This is a genomic window from Microbacterium sp. NPDC056057 (assembly GCF_042266945.1).
Lineage (GTDB): Bacteria > Actinomycetota > Actinomycetes > Actinomycetales > Microbacteriaceae > Microbacterium > Microbacterium trichothecenolyticum_C.
The window spans coordinates 1549016-1569900 of the sequence record NZ_JBHJWS010000001.1 but is presented as its reverse complement, the minus strand read 5'-3'; the positions used below and the strand labels follow the sequence as shown (position 1 = coordinate 1569900).

Here is a 20885-nt window from a genome sequence, read left to right as displayed (position 1 = left end):
CGTGACCACTGCGACCGCAGCGCCGCCGACGAACCTCATCGGTGCGTACGTGCCCGAGATCGTCTCGCTCGCCCAGCGCGGACTCCTGTGGGCGGTTCTGTACGGCGTGCTCGCCCTCGCCTCGAGCGGCGGATGCCTCGACCCCGCGTCGGGCGGCGACCAGATCTGCTACACCGCGACGCTGCGTCCCTCCCCCCTGACGTGGCTCGTGATGGCGTTCGTCTTCGTGATCGCTGTGAGCCGCGCCGCGAAGGCCACCACGACCGCCCAGATCTCGCGCATCCTCCGGATCGCCGCCACCGCCCTGTGGGTGGTGCCGCTCCTGGCCGCCGTGCTCGGGGTGATGTCGTTCATGACGGCCTCGCCCGCGTCGTGGCTCGACGGCGGCGTGCCCGCCAACGTCGACTTCCGGATCACGCCGGACTGAGCCTCCACGCGCGGCCGGCGTGACTGTGGTGGCAGCAATCGCCGCTGTGCACCCGCCGAAGCGGCAAGACCTGCCACGTCGGCAGCGGTCCGTCGCCCGAAGTGTCCGAAGTGGCCGCTCTGCACGTCGGGTTGCGACCACAGCGAGGACCTTCACGGATGCTGCGGACCGCGGCATCCCTCAGACGGAGAAGTACTTCGCCTCGGGGTGGTGGAAGACGAACGCGTCGGTGGACTGCTCGGGGTGGAGCTGCAGCTCCTCGCTGAGCTCGACGCCCATGCGCTCGGGGCGGAGGAGCTCGACGACCTTGCGGCGGTCCTCCATGTCGGGGCACGCGGGGTAGCCGAGGGAGAAGCGGGCGCCGCGGTACTCGAGCTTGAAGAGGCCCGCGGTGTCGGTCGGGTCCTCGTGCGAGAACCCGAGTTCCGAGCGGATGCGGGCGTGCCAGTACTCGGCGAGCGCCTCGGTCAGCTGCATCACGAGCCCGTTGAGCTCGTAGTAGTCGCGGTACTTGTCCTCGGCGAAGAGCTTCGCGGTGACCGAGTCGATGTTCGCGCCTGCCGTGACGAGCTGCACCGGCATCACGTCGACCTGGCCCGACTCGCGCGAGCGCACGAAGTCGGCCAGACACAGGTGGCGGTCGCGGCGCTGACGCGGGAAGTGGAAGCGCAGGCGGTCGGTGACGAGCGTGCCGTCCGACCCGCCGTCGGGGGCGAGGAGGCCGGCGGCTCCGAGCGCGCCCGAGGGGTCGTCGCCGTGGTGCAGCACGACGACGTCGTTGCCCTCCGACACGACCGGGAAGAAGCCGTACGCGACCGACGCGTCGAGCATGCCCTCGCCGAGGATGCGATCGAGCCAGTACCGCAGCCGCGGCCGGCCTTCGGCCTCGACGAGCTGCTCGTAGGTGGCGCCGTCCTCGCCGCGGCCGGGCTTGAGGCCCCACTGGCCCATGAACGTCGCGCGCTCGTCGAGGAAGGCGGCGTAGTCGTGCAGCGCGAGGCCACGGACGATGCGCGTTCCCCAGAACGGCGGGGCGGGGACGGGATTGTCGGATGCGACGTCCGAGCGCGACGGCATCGCCTCGGGTTCGGTCAGCGTGAGCTTGGAACCCGCCGCGTGGCGCCGCTTCTTCAGCGCCGGCAGTCCGACCGACCCCGGGTCGGCACCGCGCGCGATCTTCACGAGCGGATCCATGAGCGCGAGCCCCTCGAACGCGTCGCGGGCGTAGCGCACCTCGCCGTCGAACAGCGAGGCGAGGTCGTCCTCGACGTACGCGCGCGTCAGCGCCGCACCACCCAGGATCACCGGCCACTTCTTGCCGAGGCCGCGCGACGTGAGCTCTTCGAGGTTCTCCTTCATCACGACCGTTGACTTCACGAGCAGGCCCGACATGCCGATGACGTCGGCGCCGTGCTCCTCGGCCGCCGCGATGATGTCGGCGATCGGCTGCTTGATGCCGAGGTTGATCACGTCGTACCCGTTGTTGGTCAGGATGATGTCGACGAGGTTCTTGCCGATGTCGTGCACGTCGCCGCGGACGGTCGCCAGGATGATGCGGCCCTTGCCCGAGGCATCCGACTTCTCCATGTGCGGTTCGAGGAGGGCGACCGCGTTCTTCATCACCTCGGCCGACTGCAGCACGAACGGCAGCTGCATCTCGCCGGCGCCGAACCGCTCGCCGACGATCTTCATGCCCTCGAGCAGGTGGTCGTTGATGATCTGCAGCGGCGCCAGCCCGCCCTCGCGAGCGAGGTCGAGGTCGGCTTCGAGGCCCTTGCCCTCGCCGTCGATGATGCGTCGTTCGAGCCGCTCCCCCACCGGCAGCGCCGCGAGCTCGGCCGCGCGCTGGTTGCGCAGGGCCGCGGTGTCGACGCCCGCGAAGAGGTCCAGCATCCGTGCCAGCGGGTCGTACGTGACGTTGCCGTCGGCGTCGTACTCGCGACGGTCCCACACCAGGTCGAGCGCGACCTTGCGCTGCTCCTCCGAGATCGAGGCGAGCGGCACGATCTTCGCGGCGTCGATGATGCCCGAGGTGAGACCGGCCTCGACCGCTTCGTGCATGAACGCGGAGTTCAGCACGCTGCGGGCGGCCGGGTTGAGGCCGAACGAGACGTTCGAGACGCCGAGGGTCGTGTTGATGCCGGGGTACTTCGCCGTGATCTGCCGGATCGCCTCGATCGTCTCGATGGCGTCGCGGCGGGTCTCCTCCTGACCCGTCGCGATCGGGAAGGTCAGGCAGTCGACGATGATGTCGTTGACCCGCATCCCCCACTCTCCGACGAGCTCGTCGACGAGGCGCGACGCGATCTGCACCTTGCCCTCGGCCGTGCGGGCCTGGCCGTGCTCGTCGATCGTCAGCGCGACGACCGCGGTGCCGTGCTCCTTGACGAGCGGCATGATGCGGCCGAACCGGGAGGTGGGGCCGTCGCCGTCCTCGTAGTTCACGGAGTTCACGACGGGCCGGCCGCCGATGAGCTCGAGCCCGGCGGCGATGACCGCGGGCTCGGTCGAGTCGACCACGAGCGGCAGGGTCGAGGCGCTCGCGAAGCGCGAGACGACCTCGCGGATGTCGGCGACGCCGTCGCGGCCGACGTAGTCGATGCACACGTCGAGCAGGTGCGCGCCCACGCGGATCTGGTCGCGCGCGATCTCGACGCAGTCGTCCCAGCGCTCCTCGAGCATCGCCTCGCGGAACGCCTTCGAGCCGTTCGCGTTGGTGCGCTCGCCGATCGCGAGGTACGAGGCGTCCTGCTGGAACGACACGTGCTGGTACAGCGACGCGACGCCCGGATCGAGCTCGGGGCGACGCGGCGCGGCGCCGCCGACCGGACGCAGGCGCTCGACGACGGCGGCGAGGTGCTCGGGCGTGGTGCCGCAGCATCCGCCGACGAGGCCCAGCCCGAACTCCCTGACGAACTGCTCGTGCGCCGTCGCGAGCTCGACCGGGGTGAGCGGGTAGTGCGCGCCGTTCGCCCCGAGCACGGGAAGCCCCGCGTTCGGCATGCACGCGATGGGCACCGTCGCGTGCTTCGACAGGTGCCGGAGGTGCTCGCTCATCTCGGTCGGGCCGGTGGCGCAGTTGAGCCCGATCGCGTCGACACCGAGCGGCTCGATGGCCGTGAGCGCCGCGCCGATCTCGGAGCCCATGAGCATGGTCCCGGTGGTCTCGACCGTCACTTCGACGAAGATCGGCAGACGGATGCCGCGGCTGACGATCGCCTGCCGACAGCCGTTGATGGCGGCCTTGGTCTGCAGCAGGTCCTGCGAGGTCTCGACGAGGAACGCGTCGGCGCCGCCGTCGATGAGCCCCTCGGCCTGGAGCGCGAAGGTCTGCTTGAGGTTGTCGTACGTGGTGTGCCCGAGGCTCGGCAGCTTCGTGCCCGGCCCCATCGAGCCGAGCACCCAGCGCACGCGGCCGTCGACGGCCTCGGCGGCCGCGACGCGCTCGCGCGCGATGCGGGCACCCTTCTCGGCGAGCTCGGCGATGCGGTCGACGATGCCGTAGTCGTCGAGGTTCGACCAGTTCGCGCCGAACGTGTTGGTCTCGACCGCGTCGACGCCCACCGCGAGGTACGCGTCGTGGATCTCCCCGACCACGTCGGGGCGCGAGACGTTGAGGATCTCGTTGCACCCCTCGAGGCCCTGGAAGTCGCCGTCGATCGACAGGTCGTAGCGCTGCAGCATCGTGCCCATCGCGCCGTCGGCGATGACCACCCGCTCGCGTACGCCGTCGAGCAGCTGCTGCGAGCGCTCAGGCCTGGGAACCCCGTCGATGTCGAGGGCGAACCGGGGTGCGGGCGGTGCTGCGGTCACCTCGGCGATTTTAGTCGCCGGGGTCTTCGGCGTCCCGTTCCATGACGGACGGACACTGCAGTCCGTGCCCGATGCGGACGCTGGTACAGCCTCGCCCAGGGCAGCGAGAGTACAGCTGGTCGCCGAGAGGGAGGGAACCAACCGCACTTTCGGCGACCCGCTGTACTCTCGCGGTTCGGCCGCGGCCGGGAGGGACGGATGCTGCCGCCCGGCGCAGTGCGCCGGGCGGCAGCATCCATGGGTCAGAACGTCAGGCGTTCTTGGCGTCGCGCCAGCGCAGCCACGACCGGATGAGGTCGAAGTCCCAGTCGGGGCCCTGGAAGCCGATGGTGAAGAGGCGCACGCCGGCGTCGTGGAGGCCGTCAGCGTGGGCCTCGTCGCGCTGGTGCAGCTCGTTCGAGATGACGAGGTTCGAGGTGTCGCGCTGCTCGCGCTCGGCCCACCGCTCGATGACGTCGAGCTTGTGCGGCAGATCGTTCGCGCGCACGTAGCTGTGCCAGATGTCGGCGTGCCGTGCGACCAGGCGCAGCGTCTTCTGCTCGCCCGCGCCGCCGATCATGACCGGGATGTCGCGCGTCGGGGCCGGGTTGAGCTTCTGCCAGCGCGCTTCGATGCGCTCGAGTCCTGCGGCGAGGTCGTCGAGGCGCGAGCCGGCGGTGCCGAAGTCGTAGCCGTACTCCTCGTAGTCGCGGGCGAACCAGCCCGAACCGGTGGCGAAGATGAAGCGGCCGACGCCGTCCTTCGCCGAGATGTGGTCGATCGTGCGGGCCATGTCGGCCTGCAGGTCGGGGTTGCGGTAGCTGTTGCAGTTGACGAGGGCACCGAATTCGACCCGCTCGGTCTGCTCCGCCCACGCGGCGAGCATCGTCCACGACTCGAAGTGGAGGCCGTCCGGGTCGCCGTTCAGCGGGAAGAAGTGGTCCCAGTTGAAGAGGATGTCGACGCCCATCTCCTCGAGGCGGAGCACCGCGTCACGGAAGGCGGAGTAGGGCGCGTGCTGGGGCTGCAGCTGCACGCCGAGGCGCACGGGAGTATCGAGGAGGGGCATGGGGAAAGCGTACGGCCGCCCGAAGGGGGCGGTCCTCGTTCGAGGGAATGCGCCGAGATGCGGACCGTACCCCGGGGTTCGGTCCGCATCTCGGGTCAGATCCTCAGCTGAGGGCGCGTGATGAGCCCCGGCGCGCGCGCGCCGCCTTGAGCGCGGCATCCACCGTGTCCCAGATCGCGACGCCCGCGATCACGAAGCCGACGATGATCGTGATGATCTGGCCGACCTCGGCGCCGTCGTCGGGGATGATCGTCGGGAAGTACGCCGGGTTGATGAGGCGTCCCTCGAACAGCAGCCACAGCGCGGGCACCGCGATGACGAGATTCAGGATGCCGTTGGCCACCGCGAGGCCGACGGTCCAGCGTCCGATCGCGTAGACGACGATCGCGAGCACGGCTTCGAGGGCCATCACGGCGAACAGCGCCAGGATCCACCAGGGCCAGAGCCCCGGGTCGAGGAACGACAGCCCGGGCTCAGTGGGCACGAAGCCGATGAACAGGTCCCACAGCACGACCCCGACCATGATCCCGAGGAACGCCAGCGACGTGATCATGTCGCCGAGGCCGACGCCCTTCTGGCGCGGCTCGGGGAGCTGGTCGGGCGTCCAGGGCTGACCGGTCATCGTCTCGTGACCGGTGCGCTCGAGGATGACGAAGACCAGCGTCGTCCAGAACGCGAGGTGCACGACCACCGAGAGCAGCAGCGGAACGAGTGCCCCGATGATCTCGCCGAACGTGGCTCCGTCGAGCACCATCGCGAGCGAGACGCCGAAGGCGGCGCACGCGGGCACGATGTACAGCAGCAGCTTCAGCAGCCGCCACCAGTCGAGGAAGTAGCGCGGGCCGACGAGCCACAGGGGGCGGTCGGTGTAGCCGGCGGCAAGCTTGTCGGGGTCGCCGAGCTCGGTGAGCACGGCACGCTCGGCCGTCTCGCGCGGCTCGCCCTGCTCGACGCGGGCCTCGACCTGGTCGTCGATCGACGCACGCAGCTCGGCCGCGAGGTCGGCGCGCTGCGCCTCGGGCACGGTGCGCATCGCCGCGTCGACGTAGCGGTCGGTGAGGGTGGCGGTGATGGTCATCTCAGTTCTCCTCGGGGAGGGCGTCGATCGCGACGGCGATTGCGCGGAAGTCGTCGGTGAGGGCGCCGGCAAGGCGGAGGCCGGCGTCGCTGGTGCGGTAGAACTTGCGGGGACGGGACTCGTCGGTGTTCCACTCGCTCGTGAGAAACCCCTGCTTCTCGAGGCGGCGCAGCAGCGGGTACAGCGTGTTCGCGTCGGTCGGGAAGCCGCGCTCCCCCAGCTCCTCGAGCAGCCCGTACCCGTACCCCGGCGTCTCGAGCAGCCGCAGGCACGCCAGCACGGTCGTGCCGCGCCGCAGCTCCTGCAGGTGCGTCTCGAGGATCTCGGTTTCGCTCATGTCTCACACCATACTGTGTGACACACACTATCGTCAATGGCACTTTATAGTTCTCATCGGAACTGGGATGCTGAGGGCACCGCGAGAGGAGGCCTCCATGACGGAGAAGCCGAGCCGCTGGATCCGCATCAAGTGGGCGATCCTCGGAAAGCCCGTGAGCCACGAGGAGTACCGGGCCGCACAGTCCTCCCCCTACGTCGACGGTCGCGTCGTCGGGCACGCCGAAGTGCGGAGTCACCACTTCCAGGCGGGCAGCGGATTCTGACCGCCGACGGGGCAGACTGAGCACGTGACCACGCCTGCTCCGCTCCCCCCGCTCGCCGAGATCCTCGACACCGCGCACGTCGTCGCATTGCCGCTCGCGACGCGGTTCCGCGGCATCGACGTGCGCGAAGCGCTCCTCTTCGAGGGCCCGGAAGGCTGGGCCGAGTTCTCGCCGTTCGCCGAGTACGACGACGCGGAAGCCTCGACATGGCTGGCGGCCGCCATCGAGGATTCACGGATGCCTCGACCCGCGGCCCACCGTGACCTCATCGGCGTCAACGCCACGGTGCCGGCGGTGGCGGCAGCATCCGTCCCGTCCGTGCTCGCGCGATTCGACGGCTGCCGGACGGCGAAGGTCAAGGTGGCGGAGCCCGGTCAGGTGCTCTCGGACGACGTGGCGCGCGTGCGCGCGGTGCGCGAGGCCCTGGGACCCGAGGGCCGCGTGCGCGTCGACGCGAACGGCGCCTGGAACGTCGACGAGGCCGAGCACGCGGTGCACGCCCTCGCGGAGTTCGACCTCGAGTACGTCGAGCAGCCGTGCGCGAGCGTCGAAGAGCTCGCCGAGCTGCGCAGACGCGTGAAGTACATGGGCATCCCGATCGCCGCCGACGAGAGCGTGCGCAAGGCCGCCGATCCGCTCGCGGTCGCGCGGGCGGGAGCCGCCGATCTGCTCGTGATCAAGGCGCAGCCGCTCGGCGGGGTGCGGCGCGCACTCGAGATCGTGGCGGAGGCCGGGCTGCCCGCGATCGTGTCGAGCGCCCTCGACACCTCGGTGGGGCTGTCGATGGGCGTCGCGCTGGCCGCCGCGCTCCCCGAGCTCGACTACGACTGCGGCCTGGGCACCGCGTCCCTGTTCACGGCGGACGTCGTCGACCCGCCCCTCACGCCGCGCGCCGGTGCGCTCGCCGTGGGCCGGGTGATCCCCGACCCGGCGCTGCTGGCCGAGCACGCAGCATCCACCGACCGCCGCGAATGGTGGCTCGACCGGCTCGCCCGCTGCTATGAGGTGCTGCGCACCGCGGCATGACGCGAGCGACGCTCGGTGCGCGCGCCGGGTGCAGGCGTTTCGTCTCGCTTCGCTCGCTCAACGACCGGGGAAGTCAGAGGGGGTCGACGAGAGCGGTCGCGAGGCGGGCGGTGCGCTCGTTCACGAGGGCGTGCATCTCGGGGGTGCTGAGGCCCGACATGATGGCGTACGCCGACGTGTCTTCCCAGGTCTGCAGGATGACGCCGGCGAACTCCTGCGGAGGCATCCGCAGACGGAAGCGGTAAGCGAGCGCGAGCTCCTCGATGAACGAGCCGACGCGCTCCACCATGCCCGTCTGCCACGCGAGGTAGGTCTCGGCGAGCCGCTGGTCGCGCATCGCGCGCGTGCGGATCTCGCTGGTCAGCAGGATGCCCTGCTTCTTGTCGAACGCGACGTCGAGCAGCTGGCGCACGAGGGCGCCGGGCTCGAGGTCCTCGCCGCGCTCCTGGAGCTGGGCGACGCGCTGGGCGACCTCGTCGATCTTCTCGCCGGCGACCCGCTCGGTGAGGGCGAGCATGAGCTCGTCCTTGGTCTCGAAGTTCGAGTAGAACGCACCGCGCGTGAATCCTGCGCGCTCGCAGATCGCTTCGACGGATGCTGCGTCCAGGCCGACTTCCGCGAAGACCAGGGCGGCGGCATCCAGCAGCTTCTGCCGGGTCGCCTCGCGGCGACGAGAGGTGCCGGTCGCTTCGGCCACGGGGGTGTCGGTCATCTGTCCTCCATCTCGTCCAGTCTCACACGCACTACTCAGGTTGGGGCGACAGGCCCGCCCTACGATACACTCATGTATCCGATACAGCGCTGTATCGACGGTTCCCGAACTCTCCACCCGTAACCGGAGGCGCTGTTGTCGACTCTTCTGTATGCGCTCGGTCGCTGGACCTACCGTCACCCGTGGCGGGTGCTGGTCTCGTGGCTGATGCTGCTGGGCATCGCCCTCGGCTTCGCGATCCCGCACCTCGGCGGCACGGACAACTCCTTCTCGATCCCCGGCACCGAGGCCCAGGAGGGCATCCAGCTGCTCGATCGCAGCTTCCCGCAGGCGAGCGGGACGAGCGCGCAGCTCGTCATCGTGACGGCCGACGGCGACCGGATCGACGAGGAGCCGTACACCGGCGCCATCGGCGACACGGTCGCGCACCTCGAAGACCTCGACGGGGTCATCGCCGTGACCGACCCCTTCAACGAGATGGTGACGGGCATGGTGTCGGACGACGAGTCCGCCGCAATCATCCGCCTCCAGTTCGACGGCCAGTCGACCGACGTGTCCGACGAGACGAAGGAGGGCCTCGAACAGGTCGCCGACGATCTGCGCGAGACGCTTCCCGAGGGCTCGCAGGTCGCCATGGGCGGCGACCTCTTCTCGACCTCGGTGCCTGCGCTGTCCCTCATCGAGGCGGTCGGCGTGCTCATCGCACTGTTCGTGCTCATCGTCACCTTCCGCTCGTTCGCGGTGGCGTGGTTCCCGCTCGTGTCCGCACTCATCGGCGTGGGCCTCGCGATCGCGCTCATCTTCGTCGCCACCGCGTTCGTCTCGGTGTCGTCGACGACCCCGATGCTCGCGATCATGCTGGGACTCGCGGTCGGGATCGACTACGCCCTCTTCATCGTGGCGCGACATCAGGATCAGGTGCGCGCCGGGGTCGAGCCCGAGGAGTCCGCCGCCCGCGCCACGGGCACGGCCGGTTCCGCGGTCGTCTTCGCCGGTATCACGGTGCTCATCGCCCTCATCGGCCTCGGCTTCGCCGGCATCCCCTTCCTCACGACGATGGGCATCGCCGCTGCTGTCGCCGTCGCGATCGCCGTCGTCGTCGCCATCACCCTCACGCCCGCGCTCCTCGGCTTCGCGAAGCACCGCGTCGCGGGCTGGGGACACGGCAGGAAGCGGCGCGGGATGCCGCTGCCCGGCGCGCGCCGTTCCACCGACGCCGACGAGTCGGCGGCGGAGGACGATGCGGAGACCCCGCACCCCCGGGACGGAGCTCGGCCCGAGGAGACCTCGAGGCGCGCGCGAGCGGCCACCGAGGCGGCGGAGACGCGCGAGCCGAATCACGTCGCAACCACTGACGCAATCCACGCGACCCCGCAGACGACGCCGAAGAAGACCAATCGCTGGGTCATGCTCGTCACCAAGCACCCGATCGTCACCACCATCGCCGTCGTGCTCACCCTCGGCGTCATGGCGATCCCGGCGGCGAGCCTCGCGCTCGCCCTGCCGAACGCCGGCCAGCAGCCGGAGTCGAGCCAGGCACGTCAGGCGTACGACCTCACGGCCGAGCACTTCGGGCCCGGATCGAACGGCCCGCTCATCATGACCGGCACGATCGTCACGTCGACGGATCCGCTCGGACTCATGGCCGACCTCAAGGCCGAGATCGAGAAGGTCCCGGGCGTGAAGGAGGTCGCGCTCGCGACGCCGAACGAAACCGCCGACACCGGGCTCATCCAGATCGTGCCCGAGACCGCGCCCGACGACCCGGCGACCGCACAGCTCGTCCGCGACCTTCGTGCGCTCGCCCCGGAGCTCGAGGACGAGTACGGCGTCGACCTCAAGGTGACGGGGTTCACCGCCGTCGGCATCGACATCTCGGACCGTCTGGGCGCCGCCCTGCTGCCGTTCGGCGTGTTCGTCGTAGGCCTGTCGCTCGTGCTCCTCATGATCGTGTTCCGCTCGATCTGGGTGCCCATCAAGGCCGCCCTCGGCTATCTGCTGTCGGTGATGGCCGCATTCGGCGTCGTCGCCGCGGTCTTCGAGTGGGGCTGGGGCGCCGAGCTCCTGCACGTGGACCGTACGGGCCCCGTGATCAGCTTCATGCCGATCATCCTGATGGGCGTCCTGTTCGGCCTGGCCATGGACTACGAGGTGTTCCTCGTCAGCCGCATGCGCGAGGACTATGTGCACGCCCGCCGCGCCGCGGGTGGCCACGCAACGCGCGGCAGCCGCGACATCGCGGTCGGCGCCGTGCGCTCGGGCTTCACGGCCTCGGCGCGCGTGGTCACCGCCGCCGCGGTCATCATGTTCGCGGTGTTCGCGGCCTTCGTGCCCGAAGGCGATTCGTCGATCAAGCCGATCGCGCTGGGCCTCGCCGTCGGCATCGCCGTCGACGCGTTCCTCGTGCGCATGACTCTCGTGCCCGCCGTCATGACCCTCCTCGGAGACAAGGCGTGGTGGATGCCGCGCTGGCTCGAGCGGGTCCTCCCCCACTTCGACATCGAGGGCGAGGCCGTCGAGCGCGAGCTCTCGCTCGCCGAGTGGCCGGAGCCCGACACGACGGCCGTGGTCGTCGGCGACGGCGTCGCCGTGCGCGCGGACGCGGGCGGCTCGGCCGGCGAGGTCGTGCTGTTCGAGGACGCCGCCTTCCGCGCCGAGCCCGGCGGCACGCTCATCGCGACCGGCGACCCCCGCGCGGCGCGGGCCTTCGCGCTCACGATCGCGGCGCGACTGGCCCCGACCGACGGACGCCTGCGCGTCGCCGGCCACCTGCTCCCCGAGCGCGGGGCCTGGGTGCGTGCGCACGTCGGGCTCGCGCTCCTCGCGGACGCCGACGACCGCGTGCCGGCGCTGCGCCGCGCCCTCGCCGGGAAGGCGAGCCTCGTCGTGATCGAAGGCGTCGACGCGCTCGATCACGCGGAGCGCGACCAGGCCGCCGCGCTGCTGCGCGACGCCGCCGCGGCGCTCGCGGCAGGCGACGAGCGTCTGACGCTCGTCGTGACCGGCCGCACCGAGAGCGCGGCTCTCGCCCTCCTCGCGGACGCGCACCGCCCCGACGTGACCTCGATCACGCTGCGCTCCGCCACCGCTCAGACCACCCCCACCGCAGAGGTGAACGCATGACCCCGAACTGGATCACCACGGCCGTCGCGCGCGCGCGCTCGCCCCGGCCCGTCACGTGGCTGACGCTGATCGGCGTGCTGCTGCTGCCCGTCGTCATCGGCGGCATCCTGGTGGCCGCGCTGTACAACCCCGTGGAGCGGCTCGACAACCTGACCGCCGCCGTCGTGAACGAGGACGAACCGGTCACCGTCGACGGGCAGCTGGTGCCCCTCGGCCGACAGCTCACCGCCGGTCTCGTCGAGGGCTCTGACGACCTCGACAGCAACCTCACCTGGACGCTCTCGAACGCGGATGACGCCGCCGCCGGCCTCGCCGACGGCACCTACGACGCGGTCATCACGATCCCCGAGAACTTCACGGCCGCGGCGCTGTCGACCCGCCCCGGCGAGACGCCCGAGCAGGCGACGATCGAGGTCACCACCTCGCCCGACAGCCTGATCGTCGACGATGCCATCACGGCTCAGGTCGCCAACGCGGCGGCCTCGACCATGGGCACGCAGCTGTCGACCGTGTACCTCGAGAACGTGTTCCTCGGCTTCACGACGCTGGGCGACCAGCTCGGCACCGCCGCCGACGGCGCGCAGCAGCTCGCCGACGGCGCGACCCAGGCCGCGGACGGCGCGGCGCAGCTGCCCGGCGGCATCTCGCAGCTCGCCGACGGCAACGAGCAGCTGGCGAGCGGGGCCTCGCAGCTCGCGAGCGGCGCCGGCCGGATCGCGGGCGGCGCGACGTCGCTGCAGTCCGGTCTGACCACGATCGCCGGCAAGACGCGCGAAGCGTCTGCTGGTGCGCAGCAGATCGCGGACGGCGTGAACGCCGGCGCGGCGCAGCTCGAGCAGACCGGGCTCGTCCCCGACGGACTCACACAGTCCGCGAACGGCGCGTCCGCAGCGACCGGTGCGGCGGCGGCGGAAGCGAAGGCGAACTTCGAGGCTCTGCAGAAGCTCGCGGCATCGTGCGCGCAGCCCGGGGACTTCTGCACGCAGCTCGGAGCAGCGGTGGCGTCGGCAGGGAAGACCTCGGCGATCCTCAACGGCACTGATCCGAAGACCAATCCCGGTGCGGCGAGCCTGACGCAGCTGACGGCAGGCGGGCTCGCCCAGTTGAACACTGACGGCACAGCGAAACTCGCCGGCCAGTTCCGCACCATCGGCACCGGCGTCGGCACGCTCGCGGGCGGTCTCACCCAGCTCGCCGGCGGCATCGACCAGTCGGCGGCGGGCGCGGGGCAGCTGGCGACCGGCGTGACCGGCATCGAGAGCGGTGCGGACGGACTCTCCGACGGCGCATCGCAGCTCGCGTCCGGCGCGACCCAGGCCGCCGACGGCGCCACGAGCCTCGCCGACGGCGTGGCCCAGCTCGCCGACGGCACCGGGGAGCTGGCGACCGGGCTGGCCACAGCATCCGATGCCCTCCCGTCGTACACCGACGACCAGGCCACCGACCTCGCCACGGTGGTTGCGAACCCCGTGGCGGCGGAGGGCGTGGGCACGTCGCTGTTCGGCGCCTCCGCGATCCCGCTGCTGGCGACCCTCGCGCTGTGGTTCGGCGGGCTCGGCACGTTCGTCGCGCTCCAAGCGGTGTCGCGTCGTGCGCTCACGTCACGCCAGCCCTCGGCGCTGCTCGCGCTGCGCTCGTTCGCCCCGGCGGCGGCGCTCGGCGCCGTGCAGGGCATGCTGGTGGCCGGCGTCGTGCAGCTCGCCGCGTCCTACGCATGGGCCGACTGGTGGGTGTTCGCGGTGGTGTCGGTCGTCGCGGGCATCGCGTTCGCCGCCGTGAACCAGGCCCTGATCGCCGTGTTCGGCGGCGCCGGGCGGTGGATCGCCGCATTGATCGGCGTGTTCGCCGTCGCGACCGGCGTCGTCTCGACGGTGCCCGGGGTGCTCTCGAGCGTCGCGGCGCTCCTGCCGACCGGCCCCGCCTACACCGGCATGCTCGCCGCCCTCACCTCGGCGTCGGGCCTCGGCGCCGCGATCGCCGGTCTCGTGGTGTGGACCCTGCTCGGCCTCGCCGCGACGATCCTCGCGGTCGCACGCCGGCGCAGCACCTCGGCGCGAGCGCTGCTCAAGGCGGCGCCCGCCACCGCCTGATCCGCTCGTCCTCGGAGCCCCGGCCGCCTCGCGGCCGGGGCTCCGCCGTGTCTTCTCGGGTTTGGGGCGCGGAAGCGACGTTCGGGGCGCGCCGCGCGCGCCCCGAACGAACGCGACGCGCCCCGAACCCCGAGGCATCACCGGGGGCGGGCGGCAGCTCGTCCGATCGGCCGCCGAACAGTGGCCGATCGGCCGATTGCCGGCGGGACCGCGGCGCGACAGGATCGCAAGCATGAACCCCTCCCCGCATCCGGCCGAGGCGCGCCGCGACCCCGCCCGGATCCCGCCGCGCTGGTTCATCCGCACCGCGTGGGTCGTCCACCGCGCGCTGTACCGGGTGACCGGCGGACGCGTGGGGCTGCGGCATCCGTCCCCCACCGTCTACGGGATGATGCGCCTGCACACGGTCGGCCGCCGCACGGGCGAGCCGCGCGTCGCGATCCTCGGGTACTTCGAGGACGGCGCCGACCTCGTCACCCTCGCGATGAACGGCTGGGGCGACCCGCCGCCGGCGTGGTGGCTGAACCTCCAGGCCCGGCCCGCGGCATCCGTCGACCTCCCCGACGGCACGCGCGAGGTGCTCGCCCACGAGGCGACGGGGCCCGAGCGCGAGCGGCTCTGGGCCGTGTGGCGCACCCTCGAAGGCGACGCGGACCTCGACGCGTACGCGGCACTGCGCAGCCACGAGACCCCGGTTGTCGTGCTCGCCCCGGCGCTCTGAGCGTCATGTCCGGCGGGGTCGGGTCCCTCGGGGGAGAGTGAGACCCGACCCGCCGGCGCCGGCGACGGTCACCCGTCGTCGGTCTTGATCGTGACCAGCCCCTGCGCGTCCGCCAGATTGGCGCCGGGCGCCGGCTGCAGTGTCACGATGAATGCTTCGTCCGGTTCCTTCAGGGAGTCGCCCACGACCGTGAACGTGATGGTGGCGGTGGTGGCGCCGGCGGCGAACGTCACGACGCCGGAAGTGGCGCCGGTCACATCGACGCCCCACATCACACCGTTCGCGATGAGGGTGTCGACGCTCCACCCGATCGACAGCGCCGAGCCCGCCTGGTCGCGGGTGACCGTGAGCGTCACCGTCTTGGTGGTGCCGGCCGCGCCCTCGGTGACGGTCGCGTCCGAGATGCGCACGGCCTGCGCCGCGGGCGGCGATCCCGTGTACGCATCCTCGTCGGTGCGGAGGCGATAGTCGGCAGCGGATGCTGTGACCCCGGCGCCGAACGCGAACAGCCCCTGTCTGCCGTCGGCGAGCGGCGAGTTGTACGAGTACGACGCGAGCACCTGGCCGCCGAGCGTGACCGTGACCACCGTCGCCTTGAGGACGATGTCGAGCACGTAGTCGGTGCCCGCGACGAGTGCGCGGGCGATCGTGAGGTCGATGGTGCGGACGCCCTTCGCCACGTGCCCGATGACCACGCGCTGGCCGGCGACGTCGATCCCGACGAACTTGTAGTCCTTGGCCGAGTACCAGTCGAAGAGGATGCCGGTGATCCCCGCAGCCCGGAGGGTGGTGGTGAGCTGCACGTAGCTGGTCGCGTCGAACTGCGGCACGCTGCTGTAGCCCGTGCCGACGGGGACGCCGATGAGCGCCGTCGCGGTGCCCGCAGCATCCGTCGTCCCCTGCAGCCGCCCGCCCGCTGTCGCCCACGTCCCCGTGACGACCTGCGTGGACGACGGCCCGCCGCCCTCGAAGTACTCGGTGCGGTCGATCGTGATCTCGGGCGAGATCACCGTCAGGGCGATGTTGTCGAACAGCCCCTTCGCCTGGTTGGAGCCGAAGCCCGTCAGGCCGCGGTTGAGGGCGACCTGCTGCCCGCCGATGATGCGCGGCGCGAACGTGTAGCTGAAGGCGTTCTTGCCGTCCGCGGTGACCGTGACGACCAGGCCGTTGATCACGACGTTGAGGTTGTAGAACGTGTTGGCCTTCACGCCGCCGGGTACGCTCCCCTGCGCGCGCACCCACCAGCCGGTGGCCGTGCGCTCGCCGATCACCATCTTGTTGGTCGACTGGTCGATGCCGGCGAACTTGAAGTCGGTCGGGCCGAAGTAGTCGAAGATGATGTACGCGTTGGCCTTCCAGCCGCCGGTGGGCTTGTCCATCGAGATCCGCGCCGACACCTCGTAATACACGGTCTGGTACGCGTCCGAGTACCAGACGGCCACCGCGTCGCCCTGCGAGCTCGCCGCCGTCACCGTCAGCACGCCCTGCGTGATCGTGAAGGTGCCGGAGTCGGTGAGGAACCCCTGCAGCGTGCCGTCGTTGAAGTCGGCACCGCGCACGCTGTCGCGCTTGCCGCCCGGGATGTTGCCGGCCTGCGGGTCGGTCGGTCCGCCCGTCTGCGTCTGCCAGTAGCCGTGGTCCTCCTGGCGGATGAGCCCCAGCTCGCCGAACGGCTCGCCGTTGCGGGCGGGGTCGCTGCCCTCGTCGCTCCAGCGCGTCGGATCGGCACCCTGGCTGCGGCTGAGCGCGTACAGGAACTCGGGCAGCGCCGGGTTGTTCTGACGGCTGACGGTGGCCATGCCGAACGGCGCGAACGGCACCAGGTAGCTGTTGAATTCGCCGACCCAGTCGATGAGGCGGTCACCCGCGGTGTTCGCGATCAGGATGTCGAGGCCGGCGCCGCCGTACGCGCGGTCCTGGTAGCTGGAGTTGACGCCGTCGGGGATGTCGTTCAGCCACGTGTCGCCGTACTGCAGGCACGTCCCGTTGTTGGCCATGTTGACGCAGCCGTTGTGCAGGTTGTCGTCGGTCTGCAGCAGGTCGTTGCCCCAGCCGCCCCACAGCGTGTCCATGCCGGTGCCGCCGACCATCCAGTCGTTGCCGAGGTCGCCGAAGATCGCGTCGTCGCCATCGGTCGTCTGCGTGTTGTAGACGAACTGGGTGCAGTTGCCCTGGTTGTCGACGGCGACGCACACCTGGGCGAGGATGTCGCCGAACTTGTCTTCGTTGTTGAGGAAGAACTGGTGCGGGAACTGCGCGAGCGGCGTGCTGCCGGTGCAGGTGTGGCCGCTCGGCGTCCACGACGTGCAGCCCCACGTCTGGCCGCCGGAGTTGAACAGGATCGCGCGCAGCGGGTCGTACTCGTCGTAGAGGACGAACTCGCCCAGGCGCATCTCGTTGTGGTTGTTCGAGTGCCACGCGTTGGTGTCGGCGCCGAAGTGCAGCGCATCGCCCGGGTTCCACGGGTGGGCGAAGTCGATGTACTCGAGCCCCACGAGCGCTCCCGTGATCGGGTCGTAGTGCTGGTTGTATCCGGATGCCGCCGAAAGCGGTCCGTTCGTGCCATTGGGCGCGGCGCGGTTGTCGTCGGGGTCGGTGCCGATCGCCTCGGCGCCCGAGATGGCGTCGTCGCCGGCGCCCCCGTGGATCCAGTCGGAGCCCCAGCCGCCGAAGATGATGTCGTCGGAGTTGTTGGCGTCGTACAGCGGCGAGTTGGCCACGTGGTGCTGGCTCGCGTTGACGTCGGGACCGAGGTTGTAGACCGTGAGGTCGGCGGACTTGTTGAGCGCTCCCGCGAGGTTGATTGTCGCCGTCTGGCCCTGGCCCGGCGTGTAGATGAACTCGTTGAGCACGTTGCCGTTGGAGTACTTGGTGTCGGGGTCGGTCGCCAGGAGTGCCGTGATGCCGAAGAGGCGCTCGCTGTAGCAGGCGCCTGCCGCTCCGGGCACGAGGGCGTTGCCGTTGCACGCGGCGCCGCTGACGAGGATCCCCGTCGAGCCGTTGCGGCTGGTGAAGATGCGGCCGTCGTCGCCCAGGATGCCGTCCTGTCCGGTGCCGCCCGAGATCCAGTCGTTGCCCCAGCCGCCGATGAGGTCGTCGCTCTGCGCGTCGCCGTAGATGACGTCGTGGTCGGCGCCGCCGTAGACGGTGTCGTCGCCGGTCTCGCTGTGCACCTCGTCGCGGCCGCCGGTCTGCCACGGCGTGCCACCGAAGGATGTGTTGCGCCAGGCGCCGAGGTCGGTGTTCAGGACGTTCGAGCAGATCGGCTGCGTCGGCGAGCCGTTGGTGCAGTCGCTGCCGACGCCGAGCCCGAAGTTCTCGGGCTGGAAGTCTGGTCCGCCCAGCGTGTAGTCCAGGAGCGTGACGCCGCGGACCACGAGGCGCTGCGTGCCCGAGTTCGCGTCGTACTGGAACTTCACGTAGTTGTTCGCGGCCTGCGCGCCGGTCGTCTGGCCCGTGCCGATGCCGGGGATGCCGTCCTGGCCCTTGATGCCGACGATGCGGATGATGCGCCCGTTGTCGCCGACGATCGTGTCGGCGTCGCGCGCGTCCATGTCGGCGGGCACCGTGCCACCGGCGAGGGTGCCGCCGGTGGTCGGCGTGCTGGCGTTCGTGCCGCCGGACGTCTCGTCGTTGATGCCGATGCGCTGGCCGGATCCGCCGAACAGGATGTCGGCGCCGCGGTCGTGGCCCGGCTGGTAGTTGAGCGCCGGGTTCTGCAGGCCGTCGGGGCGCAGGTCGGGCGTTACGAGGCTGAAGAAGTCGCTCGAACCGCCGACGATGTCGTCCTGGCCGAGGCCGCCGAAGATCACGTCGTTGCCCGCGTTGCCCTCGAGGTAGTCCTCGCCGTCGGTGGCCGCCTCGAACGACGGGACGACGGTGAGCACGCCGGTGAAGTCGCACACCAGGGCCGCTGCCGGACCGACGCAGCCGAGCGGAGTGCGGCTCGCGCCGACGTGCCAGGACACACGGTCGTCGTCGATCATGCGGCGGTAGGCGTCGTCGATGCCGCCGTCGCCCTGCATCACGTCGTCGCCCAGGCCGCCGAACAGCATGTCGTGCGCCTGTCCGCCCGCGAGGTAGTCGTTGCCCCACGTACCCGCCCACTTGTCGCCCCTGTCGGACGCGACGTCGTGGTACAGGTTCTTCACGTCGTACTCGGTCCACCACGGTGCGCCGTCGGGGTCGCGGTAGGCGCGCGGCGTGCCGTCGACGAGCAGCGTGCCCGAGTTGTTCTCAGTGGGCACCGGGTACAGGCCGCCACAGAGGTTGGCGGCATCGGTGATGTCGCTGCGGCCGTAGAGCAGCGTGCCGCACAGCGCCTGGAACCGCAGGCTCGTCCAGTCCCCGATGGTGCGGAGGAGGTCGACCGCGTCGCCGAACACCAGATCGTCGGCCTCGTCGCCGTCGGCCATGTCGTCGCCGGCGCCGCCGACGATGACGTCCTGGCCGAGGCCACCGAAGATCGTGTCGTCGTCGCCCTTGTCGAGGCGGACGCTGCGGATCCGCAGGACGGAGGCCAGCGTCGTCGTCTGGATCTTCTGCAGGCGGGCGTCGGGCTCGTTCGGGTCGGCGACGTTCTGGTCGATCGCGCCGTGGTCGCCGAAGATGATGTCGGCGTAGGCGTACTCCGGCGAGCCGCCGGCGTTCACCGTGTACGTGCCGAGGCCGAGGCCGGGGGCGCCCTCGCCGTACAGCAGGTCGCGTCCGGGCACCTGCAGGTCGTCGACGATGCCGGCGATTCCGCCGGGTGCGGGGATGATCGTGGTGCCGTTGGAGATGACGCCGGCGCCGGTCACCGACGGGCGCGGGCTGGCATTGACCGTCGCGATCTGCAGCGCCCGCGTCAGCACGTCCACATTGACGCCCGAGTCGCCGTAGATGTGGTCGACGCCGCGCTGGCCGCGGATCTCGTCGTCTCCCGAGCCGCCCGCGAGGTGGTCGCCGGCCTGGCTGCCGATGATGAGGTCGTCGCCCAGGCCGCCGTAGATCGTCAGGCCGACCGTCGGGAGGTTCGCCGGCGCGACGTCGGCGAACAGGCCGGAGGCGTCGATGATGTCGTTGCCGGCGTGGTCGTACGGGTTGGCGAGGCCGAAGACCCACTCGTCATCCTCGTTCTGGGCATCCGGGATGTGGGTGAACGGGTCGAACGGCTTCGGACCGAACTCCATGCCGAGCGTGTCGCCGGGGTTGCCCGAATACCAGACGCCGTCCTGCGTCGTGTCGCCGTAGACCACGAGCGGTGAGCCCGGACCCGCGGTGTGGGTCGCGTCGCAGCGCACCGCGTCGTCCTCGACGCCGTCGGAGTCCTTCGCGATCTTGAACAGCAGCGGGTCGGCGGCACGGTTGCAGACGGTGATGACGTCGCCGCCGATGAGCAGGCCGCCCGAGCGCGAGGCGTCGTAGCCGGTGACGGTCAGGAGGACGGCATCCCAGATCGCGATGCCCGCCGCGTTCAGGTGCACACTCGGCGCGAACGCCGTGTTCGCAAGAGTGAGCGTGCGCCCGTCGACGCTGATGCCGGCGATCGTGAACGGCCCGGCGAACCCGCTGATGCGCACCTGCATGCCCGTGCGGAATCCGTCGGTCTTCCAGCTGCCCGCCGCACGCACGAGGCTCGACGTGTGCACCTCGACGGAGGTGGTGGTCTCTACCTTGAGCGGAGCGACGACGCTGACGTCGGTGTTCGCGGTGCCGGTCGGCACCACGGTTCCCGCCGGCTCCCCGGCCGGCACGAGCGGGGCGCTCAGGATCATGATCGCGCCGAGGCCGCAGCCGGGGTACGGGTCGGTGATGCCGAGGGCCAGGCAGTCGGCGTTCTCGAAGCCGAGGACCATGCGGGTGAAGGTCTCGCCCGCGAGCTGGATGTGCTGGAACGCGTGCAGGTACGGGTCGCCCGCGTAGTATCCGCTGCCGGCGAACCGGCCGTTGAAGGTCCAGCTGCCGCCGTCGAGGCGCGTGAGGCGCAGACCGCCGCCCCCGACCGCGGTGCGCGTCATGGCGAACACGGTCTGCATGGCCGAGTTGCCGCCGCCGTGGATCGTGGTGAGGCCGCCGTGCGGGCCGGGCACGAACACGTTCTGCGACGCGAGCGTCCTGCTGGGAAGCACGTCGCCGCGGTCGAGCGTGAGGGTGCGCCCGTCGACCGAGATGCCGATGAGGCGCCACTGCCCGTCGATGCCGGCGATGCGCACCAGCTGGCCGACGACGAACCCGTCGGCGGCGAAGCTCCCCGTCGCCCGTGT

General features: G+C 70.9%; 12 protein-coding genes (1 of these 12 cut by a window edge). 6 read left to right on the top strand and 6 right to left on the bottom strand.

What is annotated here, in order from left to right:
* Position 1 precedes the first annotated feature (1 nt).
* Positions 2-427: a hypothetical protein gene (locus tag ACFC1K_RS06540; protein WP_375870942.1), complete on the top strand. Its 426-nt coding sequence runs from the start codon at positions 2-4 to the stop codon at positions 425-427.
* Between the two features lie 180 nt (positions 428-607).
* Here ACFC1K_RS06540 and metH read toward each other — a convergent pair whose 3' ends face one another.
* The 4 genes from metH to ACFC1K_RS06520 all read right to left on the bottom strand — a co-directional run bounded on the left by metH (position 608) and on the right by ACFC1K_RS06520 (position 6703).
* On the bottom strand, positions 608-4240 hold the full coding sequence (metH, locus tag ACFC1K_RS06535; protein WP_375870941.1) for a methionine synthase: 3633 nt from the start codon (positions 4238-4240) through the stop codon (positions 608-610).
* A 250-nt stretch (positions 4241-4490) separates the two neighbouring features.
* Positions 4491-5288: an LLM class F420-dependent oxidoreductase gene (locus ACFC1K_RS06530; protein ID WP_375870940.1), complete on the bottom strand. Its 798-nt coding sequence runs from the start codon at positions 5286-5288 to the stop codon at positions 4491-4493.
* A 103-nt stretch (positions 5289-5391) separates the two neighbouring features.
* Complete coding sequence (locus ACFC1K_RS06525) at positions 5392-6366, bottom strand: permease prefix domain 1-containing protein (protein ID WP_375870939.1); 975 nt, start codon at positions 6364-6366, stop codon at positions 5392-5394.
* 1 nt (position 6367) lies between these two features.
* Positions 6368-6703, bottom strand: coding sequence for a PadR family transcriptional regulator (locus tag ACFC1K_RS06520; RefSeq protein WP_375870938.1), 336 nt, complete (start codon positions 6701-6703; stop codon positions 6368-6370).
* Between the two features lie 97 nt (positions 6704-6800).
* On the opposite strand from ACFC1K_RS06520, the gene ACFC1K_RS06515 reads away from it, so the two are divergent.
* Positions 6801-6968, top strand: coding sequence for a hypothetical protein (locus ACFC1K_RS06515; RefSeq protein ID WP_310285306.1), 168 nt, complete (start codon positions 6801-6803; stop codon positions 6966-6968).
* Positions 6969-6992: 24 nt separating this feature from the next.
* On the top strand, positions 6993-7994 hold the full coding sequence (locus ACFC1K_RS06510; RefSeq protein ID WP_375870937.1) for an o-succinylbenzoate synthase: 1002 nt from the start codon (positions 6993-6995) through the stop codon (positions 7992-7994).
* 73 nt (positions 7995-8067) lie between these two features.
* On the opposite strand, the gene ACFC1K_RS06505 is transcribed toward ACFC1K_RS06510, so the two are convergent.
* Positions 8068-8706: a TetR/AcrR family transcriptional regulator gene (locus ACFC1K_RS06505; RefSeq protein ID WP_375870936.1), complete on the bottom strand. Its 639-nt coding sequence runs from the start codon at positions 8704-8706 to the stop codon at positions 8068-8070.
* Positions 8707-8841: 135 nt separating this feature from the next.
* Between ACFC1K_RS06505 and ACFC1K_RS06500 the strand changes: the two genes are divergently transcribed.
* From ACFC1K_RS06500 to ACFC1K_RS06490, 3 genes are all read left to right on the top strand, one after another.
* Entirely contained in the window at positions 8842-11829 is a 2988-nt protein-coding gene (locus ACFC1K_RS06500) for an MMPL family transporter (protein WP_375870935.1), read from the top strand.
* A complete protein-coding gene (locus tag ACFC1K_RS06495) occupies positions 11826-13919 on the top strand; it encodes a YhgE/Pip family protein (RefSeq protein WP_375870934.1) in 2094 nt (697 codons plus the stop codon). Before ACFC1K_RS06500 ends, ACFC1K_RS06495 begins: the two co-directional genes overlap by 4 nt.
* 232 nt (positions 13920-14151) lie before the next feature.
* Positions 14152-14640: a nitroreductase/quinone reductase family protein gene (locus tag ACFC1K_RS06490; RefSeq protein WP_375870933.1), complete on the top strand. Its 489-nt coding sequence runs from the start codon at positions 14152-14154 to the stop codon at positions 14638-14640.
* A 68-nt stretch (positions 14641-14708) separates the two neighbouring features.
* Here ACFC1K_RS06490 and ACFC1K_RS06485 read toward each other — a convergent pair whose 3' ends face one another.
* Positions 14709-20885, bottom strand: partial view of a hypothetical protein gene (locus ACFC1K_RS06485; RefSeq protein ID WP_375870932.1) — the 3' end only. It continues 25353 nt past the right edge of the window; the window shows 6177 of its 31530 coding nt (coding positions 25354-31530); its start codon lies beyond the right edge, outside the window; its stop codon occupies positions 14709-14711.